Here is an 18510-nt window from a genome sequence, read left to right as displayed (position 1 = left end):
ACGCTCCGGTCACGATTTGGTTTCGGCCGCCTTCGCCCCCTTGCTTCCCCCCATGTAATCGATTCCAATCCTCGGTACACAGTGCGTGTAATCGATTCCACAAGGAGGTGGAGGCGATGGCGAGCATCAAGGACGTCGCCGCCGAGGCGGGCGTTTCGGTCGCCACGGTGTCGCGTGTCCTGAACGATCACCCGTCGGTCAGCGCACACGCCCGTACCCGCGTGCTGGCCGCCGTCCGGTCGCTGGGCTACCGCCCTAACGCCGTCGCCCGGTCGCTGCGCACCCACCAGACGCGCACCCTCGGCCTGGTGATCAGCGACGTCATGAACCCGTACTTCACCGAGCTGGCCCGCTCCGTCGAGGAGGAGGCCCGCGCGCTGGGCTACAGCGTGATCATCGGCAACGCCGACGAGCGGCCCGACCTCCAGGACCACCACGTCACGACCCTGCTGGACCGCCGGATCGACGGCCTGCTGGTCTCCCCCACCGACGGCGGCTCGCCGCGGATGCTGGAGGCCGCCCGTGCGGGGACGCCCATGGTGTTCGTCGACCGCTGGATCCCGGGCGTGGACGTGCCCGTGGTGCGGTCGGACGGGCGGACGGCCGTGCGGGACCTCGTGGCGCACCTGTACGGGCTCGGGCACCGGCGGCTCGCGATCATCGCGGGGCCGGCCGCCACCACGACCGGACGCGAGCGCGTCGACGCCTTCCGCGAGGCGCTCGGCGCGTACGGGCTCCCCCTGCCCGCCGCCTACATCGGCCAGGGCGACTTCCAGGCCGACAGCGGCCGCCGGGTCACCGAGGGGTTCCTCGCCCTGCCCGAGCCGCCCGAGGTCGTGTTCGCGGCCGACAACCTGATGGCGCTCGGCGCGCTGGACGCCGTCCGGGCGCGCGGGCTGCGGGTTCCCGAGGACGTCGGGCTCGCCGCGTTCGACGACATCCCCTGGTTCGTGCACACCGATCCTCCGGTCACCGCGATCGCCCAGCCCACGGGCGACCTCGGGCGGGCCGCCGTGCGCGCGCTGGTCGACCGGATCGAGGGGCGGCCCGGTGAGTCCGTCACCCTCCCCGCCCGGCTCGTCGTACGCCGCTCGTGCGGCGAACCGGCCCCACGCCCCCCGGCCCCCCGGCCCTCGGCGTCCGAACCGCCGCTGTCCGAACCTCCGGCACCCATCCAGTCCCCCGTACACCCGTCCCCCGTACAAAGGAGTACGTCGTGAGCAACCCGGACGAGTTGCTGCGCATCGAGGGCATCCGCAAGACCTTCCCGGGCGTGGTCGCCCTCGACAGCGTCGACTTCGACCTGCGCCGCGGCGAGGTGCACGTGCTGCTCGGTGAGAACGGCGCGGGCAAGAGCACCCTCATCAAGATGCTGTCCGGCGCCTACACCCCCGACGAGGGCCGCATCCTGGTCGGCGGCGAGGAGGTGCGCATCCACGGTGCGCAGGACTCCGAGCGCCTCGGGATCGCCACCATCTACCAGGAGTTCAACCTCGTACCCGATCTGACGGTCGCCGAGAACATCTTCCTGGGGCGGCAGCCGCGCCGCTTCGGGATGATCGACCGCAAGCGGATGGAGGCCGACGCCGCCGTCCTCCTGGAGCGGGTCGGCGTCCGCGTGTCGCCCACCGCGCGGGTCCGCGAACTCGGCATCGCACGGCTGCAGATGGTCGAGATCGCGAAGGCGCTGAGCCTGGACACGCGCGTGCTGATCATGGACGAGCCGACCGCGGTGCTGACCTCCGAGGAGGTCGACCGGCTCTTCTCCATCGTGCGCAGGCTGCGCGAGGACGGCGTGGGCATCGTGTTCATCACGCACCACCTGGAGGAGATCGCCGCCCTGGGCGACCGGGTCACCGTCCTGCGGGACGGCCGCAGCGTCGGCCAGGTCCCGGCCGCCACGCCCGAGGACGAACTGGTCCGCCTCATGGTGGGCCGGTCCATCGAGCAGCAGTACCCGCGCCGTCGGCCCGACGCCGGGGACACCCTGCTCCGGGTCGAGGGCCTCACCCGCGACGGCGTCTTCCACGACGTGAGCTTCGAGGTGCACGCCGGTGAGGTCGTCGGCATCGCGGGTCTCGTGGGCGCCGGGCGGACCGAGGTGGTCCGCGCGGTGTTCGGCGCCGACCCGTACGACAGCGGGACCGTGACGGTCTCGGGCAGTACGCTGCGCGCGCACGACGTCAACGCGGCGATGACGGCCGGGGTGGGGCTCGTCCCCGAGGACCGCAAGGGCCAGGGTCTCGTCCTGGACGCCTCGGTCGAGGAGAACCTGGGTCTGGTGACGCTGCGTTCGGCCACCCGCGCGGGCCTCGTCGACCTCAAGGGCCAGCACACCGCGGCGGCCCGGATCGCCGAGCAGCTCGGGGTGCGGATGGCGGGCCTCGGCCAGCACGTGCGCACCCTCTCCGGCGGCAACCAACAGAAGGTCGTCATCGGCAAGTGGCTGCTCGCCGACACCAGGGTGCTGATCCTCGACGAGCCGACGCGCGGGATCGACGTCGGCGCCAAGGTCGAGATCTACCAGCTGATCAACGAACTCACCGCGGCCGGCGCCGCCGTCCTGATGATCTCCAGCGACCTGCCCGAGGTGCTCGGCATGAGCGACCGGGTGCTGGTGATGGCCCAGGGCCGCATCGCGGGCGAACTGCCGGCCGAGGGCGCCACGCAGGACGCCGTGATGGCCCTCGCGGTCGGCGCCGGCACGGACACCGGCGCGGGCACAAACACCGGCACCGGCACCGGCACCGGCGGCAAGAACGACGGCACCACCGACCAGAACGGCAAGGAGGGCCCCCGTGGCCACTGACACACTCAAGAGCACGGGGGGCAGGGGCTCCGCCTCGGGCGGCCTGCGCCGCCTCCTGCTCGACAACGGGGCGCTCACCGCGCTCATCGTCCTCGTCATCGCCATGTCGGCGCTGTCCGGCGACTTCCTGACGGCCGACAACCTGCTCAACATCGGCGTCCAGGCGGCGGTCGTCGCGATCCTCGCCTTCGGCGTCACCTTCGTGATCGTCTCCGCGGGCATCGACCTGTCGGTCGGTTCGGTCGCCGCACTGTCGGCCACCGTCCTCGCCTGGAGCGCCACCTCCGCGGGCGTTCCCGTGGTGCTGGCGGTGCTCCTGGCGATCGCCACCGGCATCGCGTGCGGTCTGGTCAACGGCATCCTCGTGTCGTACGGCAGGCTGCCGTCGTTCATCGCGACGCTCGCCATGCTGTCGGTGGCCCGCGGTCTGTCCCTGGTGATCTCCCAGGGCTCCCCGATCCCGTTCCCCGACTCCGTCTCGCACCTCGGTGACACCCTCGGCGGCTGGCTGCCGGTGCCGGTGCTCGTGATGATCGTCATGGGCCTGATCACGGCGTTCGTCCTCGGCCGCACGTACATCGGCCGCTCCATGTACGCCATCGGCGGCAACGAGGAGGCGGCCCGGCTGTCCGGGCTGCGGGTGAAGCGGCAGAAGCTCGCCATCTACGCGCTGTCCGGCCTGTTCGCCGCCGCCGCGGGCATCGTGCTCGCCGCCCGGCTGTCCTCCGCGCAGCCGCAGGCCGCGCAGGGCTACGAACTCGACGCGATCGCCGCCGTCGTCATCGGCGGCGCCTCCCTCGCGGGCGGCACCGGCAAGGCGTCCGGAACCCTGATCGGCGCGCTGATCCTGGCGGTGCTGCGCAACGGCCTCAACCTCCTGTCGGTGTCGGCGTTCTGGCAGCAGGTCGTGATCGGCGTGGTCATCGCGCTGGCCGTGCTCCTGGACACGCTGCGCCGCAAGGCGGGGGCGACCCCGACCGCGTCCGGTGCGCCGGGCGGGGGCGGAGGCGACCGGAAGAAGCAGGCGGCGACCTATCTGCTCGCCGCGGTGGTCGCGGCGGCGATCGTCGGCGCGCTGTCCTTCCTGCACAACGGCTCCTCGGAGGCGAAGGCGCAGAAGGTCGGCCTGTCCGTGTCGACCCTCAACAACCCGTTCTTCGTGCAGATCCGTGAGGGCGCGCAGGCGGAGGCGAGGAAGCAGGGCCTGGACCTGACCGTCACCGACGCGCAGAACGACGCCTCGCAGCAGGCCAACCAGCTGCAGAACTTCACCAGCGGCAGCCTCGACGCGATCATCGTCAACCCGGTGGACTCGGACGCTGCGGGACCCGCGGTGCGCTCCGCCAACAAGTCGGACATCCCCGTCATCGCCGTGGACCGCGGCGTCAACAAGGCCGAGACGTCCGCGCTGGTCGCCTCCGACAACGTGGCCGGCGGCCGGCAGGGCGCCGAGGCGCTCGCCGAGAAGCTGGGCGGCGAGGGCACCATCGTGATCCTCCAGGGCCAGGCGGGCACCTCCGCCAGCCGCGAGCGCGGCTCCGGCTTCGCCGAGGGGCTGAAGGAGTACCCGGGCATCAAGGTCGTCGCCAAGCAGCCCGCGGACTTCGACCGCACCAAGGGCCTCGACGTGATGACGAACCTGCTCCAGGCCCACCCCGACATCGACGGCGTGTTCGCCGAGAACGACGAGATGGCGCTCGGCGCGATCAAGGCACTCGGCTCCAAGGCCGGAAAGTCCGTCCAGGTCGTCGGCTTCGACGGCACGCCGGACGGCCTCAAGGCGGTCGAGCAGGGCACGCTGTACGCGTCCGTCGCGCAGCAGCCGCGCGAACTGGGCAGGATCGCGGTGGACAACGCGCTGCGCGCCGCCGAGGGCAAGAAGATCGACGAGACGGTGATGGTTCCGGTGAAGGTGGTCACGAAGGAGAACGTGGCCGAGTTCAGCGGCTGACACCGACGAGCGATCAGGACCGGGGGCGGTCGGTCATCACGACCGGCCGCCCCCGGACGACCGTGCCGCAGACAACCGTGTGACGACCGTACGACGACCATGTGGGGAGCCATTCCATGTACGACTACGACCTGCTGGTCGTGGGGTCGGCCAACGCCGACCTGGTGATCGGCGTCGAGCGCCGGCCGGACGCCGGGGAGACGGTGCTCGGCTCCGACCTGGTCGTCCACCCGGGCGGCAAGGGCGCCAACCAGGCGGTCGCCGCCGCCCGGCTCGGCGCCCGGACGGCCCTGCTGGCCCGGGTCGGCGACGACGCGCACGGACGGCTGCTGCTGGACTCGCAGCGGGAGGCCGGGGTGGACACGGCGGGCGTGCTGGTGGGCGGGGCGCCGACCGGCGTCGCGCTGATCACGGTGGACCCGTCCGGGGACAACAGCATCGTCGTCTCCCCGGGCGCCAACGGCCGGCTCACCCCCGGTGACGTACGGGCCGCCGGGGACCTCCTCCGCGCCGCCAGGGTGGTCTCCACCCAGCTGGAGATCCCGCTGGAGACGGTGGTGGAGGTGGCGCGTTCGCTGGCGCCGGACAGCAGGTTCGTGCTGAACCCGTCGCCGCCGCAGCCCCTGCCGGACGAGGTGCTGTCGGTCTGCGACCCGCTGATCGTCAACGAGCACGAGGCGAAGGTGATCCTCGGCGAGGGAGCACGTCCCGGCGAGGAGCCCGAGGACTGGGCGCGGCTGCTGCTCGCGAAGGGCCCCCGCTCGGTGGTGGTGACGCTGGGCGGCGAGGGCTCGCTGGTGGCCTCGTCCGACGGGGTTTCCCGCATCCCCCCGGTGAAGGTGCGGGCCGTGGACACCACGGGTGCGGGCGACTCCTTCACCGCCGCGCTGGCCTGGCGGCTGGGTCTGGGCGAGTCCCTGGCCGACGCGGCGGCGTACGCGGCCCGGGTGGGCGCGGTGACGGTCACCCGGGAGGGCGCGCAGGTGTCCTTCCCGACGGCCGAGGAGGTCGCGGCGCTGTGAGGAAAGGCGGGATCCTGAACCGGCACCTGTGCGGCGCGCTGGCCGAACTGGGCCACACCGACCGGGTGCTGGTGTGCGACGCGGGCATGCCGATCCCGGACGGGCCGCGCGTGGTGGACCTGGCCTTCCGGGCCGGGGTGCCGTCCTTCGCGGAGGTGCTGGAGGGACTGCTGGCCGAGCTGGTCATCGAGGGCGCGACGGCCGCCACCGAGATCCGGCAGGCCAACCCGGCCGCCGCGGAGCTGCTGGCGGGCCACTTCCCCGCCCTCGACCTGGTCCCCCACGAACACCTCAAGGAACTGACCGCCGGCGCCCGCCTCGTCGTCCGCACCGGCGAGGCCCGACCGTACGCGAACGTGCTGCTGCGGTGCGGGGTGTTCTTCTGAACGTCCCGCACGCTTCGAGGGGGCCCGGTCCGTCGACCGGGCCCCCTCGGCTCCCTCCCCCTGTTCCCTCCCCCGTCAGAACCTCTCGGATCCCCCCCGGGTCCCCCCACAGAAGTCCTGACAGCACGTACGACCCGCGGGGTGTGGGGAGGGTTGTACGCCTTCGCGGAAAAACTTTCCCGGCGAGCCGTGGGACGTCGTCCCCGACATGTCCGGATCACGTCACATCATGCTCAACGGCGTTGCATCCGCGACGGGTTGTGCGACAGCATGTTCGAACGAGTTTGTGATGTGTACGTGACGCACGGGGGTGACACATGAAGTTCGACATGGGGTCCACGACCCTGTCGGATCTGGGCAAGAACACGGTCGGTTCGAGCACCGACCTGGGCACGCTGATCCGCATGCTCATCCAGGCGGCCGAGCCGCTGGAGGGCAAGTTCAACGGATCCGGAAAGGTCGCCTTCGACTCGTTCAAGACGCGGGCGGACGAGATCACCGCCGCGCTGAACCAGTCGCTGGGCGCGATCCTCGAAGGCCAGGGCGGTATGGACACCGCGTTCGGCACCGGTGACGTGGAACAGCAGGACAACGCCCACAAGAACATGGGTGCGGCGAACTTCGACGCGGCCCGCTTCGGCGCGCGCTAGACCCGTAGCCGGGACAGAGACCGACAACCACAGGGGGTTTTGACGATGGGCCAGAATCTGGACCGCCGCTCCTACGACACCGGCGCGTCGAGCGAGGTGCAGGGCGGCCTGCAGGGCATCGTCGGCCAGTTGGAGCGCGTACTGGCCGACCGCGACAAGGCCGTGAAGGCCGCCATGGCCGACTTCCAGGCCGACGGGGTCTCCGAGGAGTACCACGGCAAGGAAGTGCGCTGGAACCGCGCGGCCAACGAGGTACGCAGCATCATCCAACTGGTGCGCACCACCCTCGAGGACAACGACGGGACGGCCCAGGCGACGATGGCGAAGGCGCGGGCGGCGGTCGACAACATCGGCTGACGCGGTCGCGTCGGCGCACGGCTGGAATGACGGCGCACGGGAGTTACGGGGAATCCACATGACGGGGTGGGACATCTCGCCGTCCGGCGTACAGCGCGTTCTCACGAAGACGGCGGAGGCGGCCGAGGGCCTCTCGGACACCGGGAAGGCCCTGCAGGAGACGCTGCCGAGTGCGGCGAAGTCCGCCGGCACGGTCCAGCAGGGCGGCGTGGAGAAGAGCGGGGTCCAGGGGCCGGTCGCGGCGGCGCTGGGCGAGTTCTTCACCGCCTACCAGGAGAAGCTGATGTACGTCGCGGTGCGCACGTCGAACTCCCTCAACGGGGCGGCCACCGCGACCAACGAGTACGTCAAGGGCGATCTGAAGATGGCCGCGCAGGCCCAGGCGAACGCGCTGAAGGAGCCGAAGATCGACCTGCCGGGGGCGGGCGGGGCGCAGGGGGGCACGTGAGCACGGACCTGATCGACCCGCAGAAGATCCCGCAGTTCACCGGCGACCTGGAGCAACTGGGCACGGATCACATGCTGCTGACGGGGGAGGCCCTCGCCTTCCGCCAGTCGGGATCCGACGTGCACACCCGCTTCCAGGGGCTGTCGGCGTGCTACACGGCACCGGAGGCGGAGCAGTTGTTCGCCACGACCGCGCCGGTGGCGGCCAAGGCGGACGAGTTCGCCGACGATCTGGAGAAGGTCGCGGCGGCCCTCAGCGCGTACGAGACGGAGATCCAGCCGCTGGTGGCCAGGCTGAAGAGCCTCAAGCGGCGTGCGGAAACCTTCCGGCAGCAGATAGCGGGAGACGACGACTGGCGCGAGGACGACGACAACGTCCAGCTCAACAACGACCTGGTGTACGACGTCAACGCCACCACGGAGGCCTTCTGGCTGGCGGAGATCACCTGCCACGACACGATCACCGCGCTGGTGGGCGGCTCGAAGCTGATCCTCGAGGACGGCGCGGACAAGCGCCTGGTGGAGCGCGGCACCCGCACCTACGGCTTCACCGCCGAGCTGCTGAACCAGTCCGAGGAACTGCCCTGGGGCAACATCGTGGAGAAGGAGCGGCACGGGCTCGACTGGCTGGGCCACCAGGTGTGGGAGTTCGGCAAGGGATTCGTCGTCGACGGGGTGTGGGGCACGATCCAGGGCCTGGGCACCCTCGTCGGCTTCGACGGCTGGGACGCGGCGGGCGAGGCATGGAAAGGGCTCGGCAAGCTCGCGACCGGCGTGCTCATCACCGCGGTGCCCGTCGTCGGCGCCGCCTACTGGGCGATGCCCGAGGACAAACTGCCCTCCTACCTGCGCGACTCCCGCAACGCGGTCAAGGAGACGGGCAAGGCGCTGGTCGCCTGGGACCAGTGGGGCGAGAACCCCGCACGGGCGGGCGGCGCGGTCACCTTCAACGTCCTGACCACTGTGTTCACCGGAGGCGCCGGAGCAGCCGCGAAGAGCGGCGCGGTGGCCCGCACGGTCGGCGCGCTCGGCAGGACGGCCCGGCTGGTCGATCCCATGACGTACCTGGGCAAGGCCGCGACGTTCGGCACGGTCAAGGTCGCCGACCTGTTCGCCGGCCTGCGGGGCGTGCACGCGGGCGCCTACGACGACGTCCTCGCCGGTGCGGGGCGCGTCCAGCCCGACGGCAGCGTGGTCCGGGTCGCCGACGACACGCCGGTCATCCGCGACAACGTCGTGGAGTGGCCCGACGGCACCCGCCTGAACCTGGACGACGGCTCGGTCGTCCGCGCGGACGGGACGGCGGCGCCGGCGAAGGTGGAACTGTCGGCGGCGGACCGGGAGCTGCTGGAAAGTCTCGCCCGTCGTGATCCTGCCCCCGTCGGTGCTCATACCGGCGACGCCAACGTTGCCGGGGCGGCGGGAGACTCGGCTCCGGGGAAAGCCAACAACCCCACCACCACGTCGGGTGGCCGTGCAGCGGGCAGCATGGCTCACGATGCAATGAACGGTTCGTCCCCCAGCCATGGGACACCCTCCGGATCAGCTCATGGGGGGTACCCCTCGCATGGCGACGGGCCGCCCAGTCGCCCAGGACCGGCATACGCGGACGCACCACACCACGGCGGGTCGGACCATTATGGTCTCGGTGATGAGTCCCGGCTGTCGGCGCGTCCCGACGCCGACAGCGACCCATTGCCTCCGAACTCCCATGACGATCTTGGCGTGACTCCGCACGGCGACCCCGCAGCGGAGGCCCTCCGGGCAGATCTTGATTCCGCTCCTGCTCCTGGTCCGGGCCACAAAGTGCTCGCCCAACTCCCCGAGACAAGGGTCACCCGGGCCAACGGTTTGATCACTCATGTCGACGGCCGTTCCGTCAATGACTACCTCGACCAGCTGTCACGCGAGCGCGGTGCTGCATACCGGCAGGCGAAGGAAGCAGAGGTTTTTCCGCGGAAGCAGACTGGCGCCTGTGTAGGATCCGTGATCGACCTGCGTACCGGCGAGATCATCGAAGGTATCAACGGGAAGCCGAACGACGTTATCCTACCGGACAAACTTCATCCCACTTTGACTGCCCGTTACGAAGCCATCCGATCGAGCCCGCCGCACAAGGACCATCCCTTGGGGCATGCCGAAGTCAAGGCAGCAAACGAACTACTCTGGGAGCGCACCAAAAAGGGTCTCCCCGACGGGGAAGACGCACTCATCGAGATGCGCGCGTCGGTTGAGTTCCCCTATTTGTCAGACAAAGCGACAGGAGCTCCGGGTAGAGCAGCTCCCTACTGCGCCAATTGCAATCACATGCTGCAAGGGGTGCCGTCCAGCCATGGACGTTTCACTGGCTTCCCTCCGAGCGATGAGAACTGGATTCCCTGATGGCTACCACACAACGAATTGATATCGACGACCCAGAAGTAGATATGGACGATGCGCAACGCTTGCTCTACCGAGGGGAGCCTTTCACCGGCGAGGTGACTGAACACCTCGGCGGCAAGCTTGTGAGCCTGGACTCATATGCCGACGGTGTACAAAACGGCTCTTCGCGCGAGTGGTACAAGGACGGCACTCTTCGGTCGGAAGGCACCGTACGCGAGGGTCTGCCTCGCGGAGAATTCAGAGAGTGGCACTCGAACGGCACCCTGGCATCACGAAAAAATTTCGACGACGACGGTCTCACGATCCGAGAGGAATACGAGTGGGACGAGGACGGTCGACCGACGAGAAGTTGGCGTCTCGATGACCACCGGCATGAGACCTGAAGGGCTTCCCTACCCTCAGGCCGCATTACGTCTCCAAGAGTGGCTCCAGGGAGGCGGCAAAGGGGGGATCGACATGATCGGTCTCGATCTGAGCGGTGCGGATCTCTCCGGCTGCGTCTTTCAGGAGTCCTGGTTCACCGATGCCAAACTGGTCGGGGCCAGGCTGATCGGCGTGGATCTCTACCGCTCCGACGCCGAAGGGGCTGACTTCTCCGGAGCCGACCTGACGTGGGCTTCGTTGGTGCGCGTCAACCTGGATGACGCGGTGTTCCGGGGGGCGGTTCTCGATGGCGCGGACCTGGGCAAGGCGTCGCTGTACGGGGTCGACTCCTCAGCCGCCTCGCTCCGGGGAACCCGTCTCATGGGTGCCTCGTTGATCGACGTCGACTTCAGCGGCTCCGACCTCTCCCAGGCGATCGTCCGCGAGAACACGTTCAAAGTGACCGTGGATGAAACGACCGAATTCAAAGGGATGTCGGGCACCCTTTTCGGCCCTGTCCAGATGAGAGGCCGGGAGGACCGGCAAGAAATCAGCGGAGCCGATCTGGAGCGTTGGCTGCGGGAACGTGGCGGCGATGTACGTGTACTGGAGAGCCGGGGGTAATGGGAATTGTCAGTTATTGTTTCGCGACCGCCAGAAGAGGGAATCCACCCGGATCCGGACAGACTGCGGCAGAGAACCAATGCGCGCACCCTCGATGACATCGAGGACCTGGAGGAGTACCCGGACAGCCTCGGCATGACGTTCAGTCGGGCACTCCACAGGGCCGCGTTCCTGTGCCTCGACGACCCCACCGTCGACAAGTTGGAGACGTGGGAGGCCTGGGTGATGGCCATGCAGGTCGGATCCGCCCTGTTCGCCTCGGCGACCGCTCCGGGGGGTTCCACCGTCGAGTGCATGATCGGCCATGAAGTGCGGACGATCCCCGCCGTGGGGATCACGCACTTCACGGACGCCGGCACCTGGCTGGAAGCCTTCTGGCTGGCGGTCGTCTGCCGGGACCAGGTGCGGATGACGCAGTTGTGCGAGGTGCCGATCGAGACGCTGCGGGCCTCCGGCGCCGTGTTCGAGGAGCACATCTACCACTGGGTGGACGCCCTCCAGGCGTACTGGCTGGAGCGGCCCGGCCTCGGGGGCAAGCTCGTCGCCGCATTCGACGCGACCGACCCCGACCGGCTGCGGTTCCTCGACCGCGAGACGATGCTCAAGGTCCTGTATCCGCCGATCAACCTCTTCTACCGCTTCATCGGCCAGGACCCCGACCAATTCAACGAGGCCCTGGTCCAGGCACTCCAGCTCCACAGGGAGTACTGGACGGCGAGCGAGGAGCGCCAGGAGACAAGTGAGGGCGACATCCCCCTCGCGATCCTCGCCCTCACCTGCCTCGCCCATGACGCCGGACGGCCCATCGAGGTCGAATCGGAATACCTGCCCCAACACCTGCTCAAACGCAGCTGGCTGGGCGAATTCCCCACATGACACGAGGTGAATGTGGTCACGAGTGTTCCGCGCCATGACTTCCGCACGGACAACGCGGCCGAGGCCATGGCGCCGCTCGCCGATGGGACGCGCCGGGTTCTCGACCGACTGGAAAGGTCGGAGATGTCCCGCCGTCGGGCGCTGAGCAGCACCCTGACCATGGCGAAGTGGCGCTGCCTGACGGATCCCGAATCAGCCGGACTTGAGACGTGGGAGGCCTGGGTCACCGCCATGCAGGTCGGCTGCGCCCTGTTCGACTCCGCCACAGCCGCCGAGGGGCCCGTACCGTGCCGCATCGGAAGCGCGGGCGAGGTGAAGACCCTGCCTGCGACGGGGCCGACGCCTTACACGCATGCGGGGGCGTGGCTCACATCGGTCTATTTGGCGACGATCTGCCGCGAGAATGACCGTCTCGATCGACTGATGCAGGTACCTGTGTCGTTCCTCCGTGCCTCTGTTCCCGAGGGCGCGGTTTTCGACGACTATGTCTACGACTGGGTGGAGGCTCTGCAAAGCTACTGGGCCGGTCGGGCAACGGAGATGTGGGACAAGCTGGTATCAGCGGTCAAAGGCACCGATCCCGAGCGGGAGAGCGTCACTGACAAGGAAACGATGCTGAAGATTCTTTATCCGCCGCTCGAACTCTTCCACCGCTTCCAGCTGCGGGAAATTGATCAGTTCAACACTGCACTGGTTGACGCCGCCACCGGGCACAAGCAGTTCTGGGCCGGCGACGTGGCGCGCGCCCTGAGCGGTGACGGCCTGGTGGCCCTCGCTCCCCTCGCGTTGGCCTGCATGGCTTACGACAACGAATTCCCGGTCGAGGTCGAGTCCGATTACTTGCCCAAGCACCTGCTGAGGCGTTCATGGGTCGGCGAGTTCGAGACGTGATCCGCGTTCTCCGCGAGGCAGGCAGCCGCAGATCGTGACAGCTCAGGATGACGACAGCCAGCTCCTCGATCCCGTAGCCGTGCGTCGACAGCGGTTGCGGACGCGTTGCTCTTCGGTGTGCAGCGGGGATGCGTGCGCGTGCCCGGTGTGCGCGGCGGGCTGCCCTACCCGGTCGGCGCTGCGGTCACGGTGATGCGACCGGACGCGCACCATACGGTCGAACTCCGCGATGCACGGGCCACACGCGTACGCGTCTCCCCTCGCGCCGGGCGTGGCCACGGAACCGACCCACAGCACGGCCACGCCCTCACGGCGGCAGTACAACCAACACGCGCCCGTCACCCACGCGTTACCGTCACCGGCCTGCGCAACCAGGGGCCACACGTCACGCCAGGGGTGCTCGGCGGACGGGGCGAACATCACGCCGTGCCCGTCCGTTCGTAGCCGTCCGGCCGACTCCGCCGGGGCTCCATGACCGTGTGGTCGCCGAAGATGCGACGGTAGCGCCGACGGCCTCACCGTGCCGCCCCTTGACCGGGCCGGAGCGCGGAGGTGAGCGCACGGGCCGTGGCCACGTTGCAGCGCCCCAGGTCGATCAGCGCGAGCGGAGCGGACCCGGCGTACGAAGCGGCATCGAGCCCGAGGGACGGCAACGTCACCCCCGCCGCCCGGAGCGCGTCGCGCAGGTCCTCACACGCCTGTTCCGCGTCTCCCACCTCAGAGAACCTCCCCTCTGCTGCGGGCGTTGGCCCTGGCCACCCGCGTCCACATCAGCCCCTCAGCCCGTTCACGGACGTTCAACGGCTGCACGTCGCCGGGCAGTGCCGTCCACTCCGTGCCGCCGCCCTCCGGGCGCAGCCATACGAACCCGTCCTGATGGTCCATGACGATCCCGCGCTTCTCCCGCCGTACGTCGAGAGCGAGTTCACCGACCGGAAGCCGGGTCTCCTCCCGTTCGGGGCGACCGGGGCGGGGCGTCACGTCGGTCGTCTGGTGCCCGCGGGAGGACAAGGGTGCGGCCTCCTGCCGCTTCTCACTGTTCACCCCCTCAGCGTCACGTCGGGCAACGGCTGCCGACCAGGGGGACGGCGTTCCGAACCGCGTTCCGGAACAGCCGCCACCTGCACATTCTCACTATTCGCACCCATGATGTCACCGAACGCGACTAGCGTTGACGGATGCCCTGTTCCCTCGGGGACACGGAACGGCATGCCGACACGGCACACGGCAAGGGAGCACCGACCGCCATGACCCAGCCCTCCCGCGACCTCGAACCCGTCCACTCCGCCCGCGACCTGTACGGCGTCGAGCTGCGCCGTCAGCGCCAGCTCATCGGGCTGTCGCTGGACCGGATGTCGGACATCGTCAACTACAGCAAGACACACCTGCACGGCGTGGAGACAGGGGAACGGCTTCCGCTGCCGCCGATCTCGGAGAAGCTGGATGCGGCTTTCGGGACGGGGGAGTTGTTCCAGGGGCTGTGGGGGGCGGTGAAGCGGGAGTACTCGCCGAGGCGGTTCGATCACTGCCTGGAGCTGGAGGCTCGGGCGGTGCGGATTCAGGAGTTCAGCGCGAGTCTCATTCCTGGCCTGCTCCAGACAGAGGCGTACATGCGCGCGCTGTTCACGGCAGGAGAGCCAGGGATGAGCCCAAGGGGGATCGACGGCCTGGTGGCGGATCGCCTGAGCCGTCAGGAGACCCTGCGACGGGACTGCCCACCGGACTTCTGGTGGATCCTCGGCGAAGCGGCGCTACGGCAGGTCGTAGGCAGCCCAGCGGTAATGCGCGGGCAGCTCGCGGCACTGCTGCCACTGGTCAATACACGTCACTCGACCATCCAGGTAAGCCCGTTCGAGGCGGACGCGTGCGCCATGATGAGCGGCACCCGCATCCTTCTGACCCTCCCGGACAACTCGACCACCATGTACCAGGAAGGCTCTGGGTACGGCGAAATCATCGACGACCGGAAAGCCGTCACGCGGCACATGCGAGAGTACGATCTGAAAAAGGTCCACGCCCTCTCGCCGCGCGAGTCGGCAACACTGATCGAGACGATGTTGGAGACATACGAGTCATGCGAGTCACCCGGGACCTGAGCAGCGCCCGCTGGCGCAAGTCCTCCTACAGCGGGGGCCAGCAGGGGGATGCCTGCGTCGAAGTCTGCGATGACTTCGCCGGCGCGGTCCCCGTCCGCGACAGCAAGAACCTGGCCGGCCCTGTGATGATGCTGGACGGGGTGGCCTGGCGATCCTTCGTCGACAGCGTCAAGGACGGCTCCCTGTAAGGCGGTTACACGGAACGAGCCCTGGTGATGTTCCAGGACCCGTTCCGGAACAAGGACTACGGCGGATCACTCAGCCCGTCACGGCCACCTCCAGCTTCGCCGACAGCCCTTCGACGACGGCGGTCTCACGGTCCAAGAGGAATACCGGTGGGACGAGGACGGCCGACCGACGAGAAGCCGGCGTCTCGACGACCACTCGCAGGCGCCCTGAGCAAATTCCCGATCACCGGGCCGCGATGCGTCTTGGGAAGTGGCTCCAGGAGGATCGAGGTCGAGTCGGAGTACCTGCCCGTGAATCTGCTCAAGCGCAGCCGACTCGGCGAATTCCCCACCTGACCCGACACGAGGTGAATGAGCAGCATGTCCGCCCAGGACTACGACAGTCAGCTTCTCGAATCCGTTTCCGTGCGGCGGCGGCGGTTGCGGGACGCCCTGTTGTTCGGGGCGCAGCGGCAACGGCGGGCCGTGGACGAGCGGGTGGGGAAGGTGATCGCCGGGATGGTGATCGCGGCCGTGCTGTGCGCGGGGTGTGTGGGGTGGTCGTTCGTTTCGCATCGGCTGATGGGGCAGGGCAACAGCCCGTACTCTCCCGGCGTTTCCACGCCCTCCAGTAGTCCTACAAGCCGGTGATAGGTTCGCGAGCGTGATGTCTCCGGGGGACTTGAGCACGGAAACGGCCGGTGGGCCGACGGTGTTGAGCCGGGTCACGCTCGTCGGTGAGCGTCGCCGCGTCGACCTGGTGCTTCCGGCGCGGGAGCCGGTCGGGCTGCTGCTGCCCGAGATCATGCGGTTGCTGGACGACCGTGTGGCGGGGCGGCCCGCCTCGCGTCACCTCGTCACGGTGGACGGCTCCGCGCTCGATCACGACAGCACACTGGAGACGGCGGGCATCCGTGACGGTGCCGTCCTGCGTCTCGTCCGCGCGGAGGACGCCCCGCCCGCCCCCGTCGTGCACGACGTCACCGACGAGGTGGCGGAGGACCTCGGTCATCGGGCATGGGTGTGGGGGCCGGCCGCGCGGCGGGTCACGGCAGGGGTCGCGAGCGTGGGCTGGGTGGTCGTCGCCGCGCTGTTCGCGCGTGCGCGGTACGACAGTTCGGTCGTCGCCGGTGCCCTGCTCGCCGCCGCCGGTGCGGCGGCGGTCGCGGGTGCGGTCCTGGGGCGGGTGCGCAGGCACGGGCTCGCCGTGACTCTGCTGTGTTCCGGTGGCGCGCTCGGTGTGCTGGGTGTGTGGAGCCTGGTCGATGTCGCCGGGGGGTCGTCGGCGGGTGCGCTGCGGCTCGCCGGGGTGGCTGCTGTGAGTGTGCTGGTCCTCGCCCTGCTCGGGCTGTTCACGCCGTTGGGGCGGGGCGGGCTGGTGGGGGCCGGGGCCGTGGCTCTGACCGCCGTCGGCTGGGAGGTCGTCGTCGCCGTGCAGTCCGGCGCCGGAACGGTGGAGCAGCAGGCCCGTGTCGGGGCCGTTGTCGGCGTGGTCTCGGTGGTGGTGCTCGGCGTGCTGCCGCGGCTCGCGCTGATGGCGTCCGGGCTCTCCGGGCTCGACGACCGCCGGGCCGGCGGGGTCTCCGTCAGCCGCCACCAGGTGTCCGTCGCCCTGGGCGCCGCCCACCGCGGGCTGGTGCTCGCCACGGTCACTCTGGCGGGGTCGGCCGCCGTGGCCGCCGTGCTGGCGCTGCGGAATCCCTCCGGGTGGACGGTGCCGCTGGCCGCGGTCGTCGCGGTGGTGCTGGCGCTGCGGGCCCGGGCGTTTCCGCTGGTCGCCGAGGTGGTCGTGCTGCTGGTCGCCGCGGCGGGCGTCGCCGTGCGGTTGCTGGCGGTGTGGGCGGAGCGGTCCTCGGCCATGGCATCGCTGGCCGTCCTCGTGGTGCTGGCGGTCCTGCCGCTCCTCGTGCTCGCCGTGCAGCCGGCCGAGCACGTACGGGTCCGGCTGCGGCGGGCCGGTGACCTGCTCGAGTCGGTGGGGGTCATCGCGCTGCTTCCGCTGCTGGTCGGCGTGTTCGGTGTGTACGGGCGACTGCTCGACACCTTCGCTTAGGGGCTTGAGGGGCGCGGCGGCATGACGAACGGGGAGCAGGGGCGGGAGCAGCCGTCGGCGCACGGCAATGGCAGTGGCAGTGGCAGTGACAGTCGCAGTGGCAGTGGCGGCGACTGGCAGCGGGACGTACTGCGGGAGCTGGGCGGCGGGGGGAGCGGCCCTTCGGATGCGGGTACGCACACCGGTGCGGAAGCGGGGGCGGGGGCGGGCACTGAAGGTGACGCGCCCGGCCCGCACTCTCCCGGCCCGCACGCCCCCGGTGCAGTGCTCCCGGACGCCTCCGCCTCCCCGTCCGCATCCGGCGCTCCGGACGGCCTGGTGTCCCCTTCCCCCATATCGGCTGACCGGGCCGCCGCTGGGCCGGTCCCGGAGCGGCCCGCGGCGCCCGCCGTCCCCGACCCTGCCCCCGTCCCCACTCGCGGCCCCCGCCTCCCCGCGGCCCCCGCCCCCGAGTCCTCCCCCACCCTCGATCCCCGCCTCCTCCTCGCCCTGGGCCGCCCCCTGCACGGTGACTCCGTGACCCGGCGCACGGGGAGGGCGCTGCGCAAGCTCACCTCGTCCGTGGCCCAGGACGTCGCCGAACAGACGCGGATCGCCCGGGAGTTGCAGCAGCCCGTCACCACGGGCCGGGTGGTGGCCGTCACTTCCATCCGCGGCGGTGTCGGAAAGTCCACCGTCTCGGCGTTGCTCGGGCGCACCCTCAACCACTACCGGCACGACCCGGTGCTGACCCTGGAGGCGGATGCCGCGCTGGGCACCCTGCCGGTGCGGATGGGTGCGGAGGCGGTGCGCTGGACGTGCGCCGATCTCGCGTCGATCCTCCATCCGTCCATGCAACTGACGGACGTGACCGGCTACTTGGTGCCGGTGTCCGACGGCGGCTGGCTGCTGCCGGCGAGCCGGGGCCAGGTCGGTCCGCCGCTCGACATGACGGCGTACCGCAAGGTGACGCTGGCGCTGCGCCGCTACTTCGCCGTGACCGTGGTCGACTGCGAGACGCTCCCCGGCGAGGTGGCCCGCACCGCCATGGACACCGCGCACGCCCGGGTGGTGGTGGCGCCGGCCACCGCGGAGGGGGTGAACGCCACCCGTCAGGTGCTGGACTGGCTGGCCCGGTTGCCGCACTCCGCCCTGGCCACGACGGTCGTGGCGCTGGTGTCGGGCACCCCCGACATGCTCCTCGACGACAAGACGGCCGCGGGGCACCTCAAGGAGGCCGGGGTCACCGTCGTCTCCGTGCCGTACGACCGGCATCTGGCCGGTGGGGGTCCCATCCGCACCGACCTCCTGGCGCATACCACGCAGCAGGCCGTGCTGCGGCTGGCCGCCGAGGTGATGGGGCGCGCGGTGAGGGTGCGATGAGCGCCCGGTCGGTGCGCTCCAACTCGTGTCCGCCCTACCCCTCTTCCGTCTCTTCCGTCACGACTCGCTTCGGA

Annotated in this window: 20 protein-coding genes; 18 read left to right on the top strand and 2 right to left on the bottom strand. The window is 70.0% G+C overall.

Features of this window, described 5'->3' with window-relative positions:
• Window positions 1–116: 116 nt before the first annotated feature.
• From PYS65_RS23565 to PYS65_RS23505, 13 genes are all read left to right on the top strand, one after another.
• Window positions 117–1220: a LacI family DNA-binding transcriptional regulator gene (locus tag PYS65_RS23565; protein WP_279335928.1), complete on the top strand. Its 1104-nt coding sequence runs from the start codon at window positions 117–119 to the stop codon at window positions 1218–1220.
• Window positions 1217–2809, top strand: a complete 1593-nt coding sequence (locus PYS65_RS23560) for a sugar ABC transporter ATP-binding protein (protein ID WP_279335927.1) — start codon at window positions 1217–1219, stop codon at window positions 2807–2809. Before PYS65_RS23565 ends, PYS65_RS23560 begins: the two co-directional genes overlap by 4 nt.
• Window positions 2799–4760: an ABC transporter permease/substrate-binding protein gene (locus PYS65_RS23555; RefSeq protein ID WP_279335926.1), complete on the top strand. Its 1962-nt coding sequence runs from the start codon at window positions 2799–2801 to the stop codon at window positions 4758–4760. Before PYS65_RS23560 ends, PYS65_RS23555 begins: the two co-directional genes overlap by 11 nt.
• Window positions 4761–4876: 116 nt before the next feature.
• Window positions 4877–5782 carry a ribokinase gene (locus tag PYS65_RS23550; RefSeq protein ID WP_279335925.1) on the top strand — a complete coding sequence of 302 codons (906 nt, stop codon included), beginning with the start codon at window positions 4877–4879 and terminating at the stop codon, window positions 5780–5782.
• Window positions 5779–6168, top strand: a complete 390-nt coding sequence (gene rbsD, locus PYS65_RS23545; protein WP_279335924.1) for a D-ribose pyranase — start codon at window positions 5779–5781, stop codon at window positions 6166–6168. Before PYS65_RS23550 ends, rbsD begins: the two co-directional genes overlap by 4 nt.
• Window positions 6169–6485: 317 nt before the next feature.
• Window positions 6486–6818: a hypothetical protein gene (locus PYS65_RS23540; RefSeq protein WP_279335923.1), complete on the top strand. Its 333-nt coding sequence runs from the start codon at window positions 6486–6488 to the stop codon at window positions 6816–6818.
• A 45-nt stretch (window positions 6819–6863) separates the two neighbouring features.
• Window positions 6864–7175: a pore-forming ESAT-6 family protein gene (locus PYS65_RS23535; protein ID WP_279335922.1), complete on the top strand. Its 312-nt coding sequence runs from the start codon at window positions 6864–6866 to the stop codon at window positions 7173–7175.
• A gap of 58 nt (window positions 7176–7233) precedes the next feature.
• On the top strand, window positions 7234–7623 hold the full coding sequence (locus PYS65_RS23530) for a DUF6507 family protein (protein WP_279335920.1): 390 nt from the start codon (window positions 7234–7236) through the stop codon (window positions 7621–7623).
• On the top strand, window positions 7620–10004 hold the full coding sequence (locus tag PYS65_RS23525; RefSeq protein WP_279335919.1) for a YwqJ-related putative deaminase: 2385 nt from the start codon (window positions 7620–7622) through the stop codon (window positions 10002–10004). The genes PYS65_RS23530 and PYS65_RS23525 overlap by 4 nt, the downstream gene beginning before the upstream one ends.
• Window positions 10004–10387: a toxin-antitoxin system YwqK family antitoxin gene (locus PYS65_RS23520; RefSeq protein ID WP_279335918.1), complete on the top strand. Its 384-nt coding sequence runs from the start codon at window positions 10004–10006 to the stop codon at window positions 10385–10387. The genes PYS65_RS23525 and PYS65_RS23520 overlap by 1 nt, the downstream gene beginning before the upstream one ends.
• A 73-nt stretch (window positions 10388–10460) precedes the next feature.
• Window positions 10461–10991 (top strand): pentapeptide repeat-containing protein, encoded by a 531-nt coding sequence (locus tag PYS65_RS23515; RefSeq protein WP_279335917.1) that lies wholly within the window; start codon window positions 10461–10463, stop codon window positions 10989–10991.
• Between the two features lie 135 nt (window positions 10992–11126).
• On the top strand, window positions 11127–11867 hold the full coding sequence (locus tag PYS65_RS23510) for an immunity 49 family protein (RefSeq protein WP_279335916.1): 741 nt from the start codon (window positions 11127–11129) through the stop codon (window positions 11865–11867).
• Window positions 11868–11873: 6 nt separating this feature from the next.
• Window positions 11874–12758, top strand: coding sequence for an immunity 49 family protein (locus PYS65_RS23505; RefSeq protein ID WP_279335915.1), 885 nt, complete (start codon window positions 11874–11876; stop codon window positions 12756–12758).
• Between the two features lie 515 nt (window positions 12759–13273).
• Here PYS65_RS23505 and PYS65_RS23500 read toward each other — a convergent pair.
• Entirely contained in the window at window positions 13274–13474 is a 201-nt protein-coding gene (locus tag PYS65_RS23500) for a hypothetical protein (protein WP_279335914.1), read from the bottom strand.
• A gap of 1 nt (window position 13475) precedes the next feature.
• Window positions 13476–13802, bottom strand: coding sequence for a hypothetical protein (locus PYS65_RS23495; RefSeq protein WP_279335913.1), 327 nt, complete (start codon window positions 13800–13802; stop codon window positions 13476–13478).
• Window positions 13803–14005: 203 nt separating this feature from the next.
• Between PYS65_RS23495 and PYS65_RS23490 the strand changes: the two genes are divergently transcribed.
• The 5 genes from PYS65_RS23490 to PYS65_RS23470 all read left to right on the top strand — a co-directional run bounded on the left by PYS65_RS23490 (window position 14006) and on the right by PYS65_RS23470 (window position 18436).
• Window positions 14006–14854 carry a helix-turn-helix domain-containing protein gene (locus PYS65_RS23490; protein ID WP_279335912.1) on the top strand — a complete coding sequence of 283 codons (849 nt, stop codon included), beginning with the start codon at window positions 14006–14008 and terminating at the stop codon, window positions 14852–14854.
• A complete protein-coding gene (locus PYS65_RS23485) occupies window positions 14833–15042 on the top strand; it encodes a DUF397 domain-containing protein (RefSeq protein ID WP_279335911.1) in 210 nt (69 codons plus the stop codon). The genes PYS65_RS23490 and PYS65_RS23485 overlap by 22 nt, the downstream gene beginning before the upstream one ends.
• A 360-nt stretch (window positions 15043–15402) precedes the next feature.
• On the top strand, window positions 15403–15672 hold the full coding sequence (locus PYS65_RS23480; RefSeq protein ID WP_279335910.1) for a hypothetical protein: 270 nt from the start codon (window positions 15403–15405) through the stop codon (window positions 15670–15672).
• Between the two features lie 16 nt (window positions 15673–15688).
• Window positions 15689–17074: a type VII secretion integral membrane protein EccD gene (eccD, locus tag PYS65_RS23475; RefSeq protein WP_279338048.1), complete on the top strand. Its 1386-nt coding sequence runs from the start codon at window positions 15689–15691 to the stop codon at window positions 17072–17074.
• 516 nt (window positions 17075–17590) lie between these two features.
• Complete coding sequence (locus tag PYS65_RS23470) at window positions 17591–18436, top strand: CpaE/TadZ family protein (RefSeq protein WP_279335909.1); 846 nt, start codon at window positions 17591–17593, stop codon at window positions 18434–18436.
• The last annotated feature ends 74 nt before the right edge of the window (window positions 18437–18510 follow it).

Origin of the sequence: Streptomyces cathayae (assembly GCF_029760955.1) — a bacterium.
GTDB lineage: Bacteria > Actinomycetota > Actinomycetes > Streptomycetales > Streptomycetaceae > Streptomyces > Streptomyces cathayae.
The sequence above is the reverse complement of the archived record's forward strand: the minus strand, read 5'-3'. Positions and strand labels throughout refer to the sequence as shown.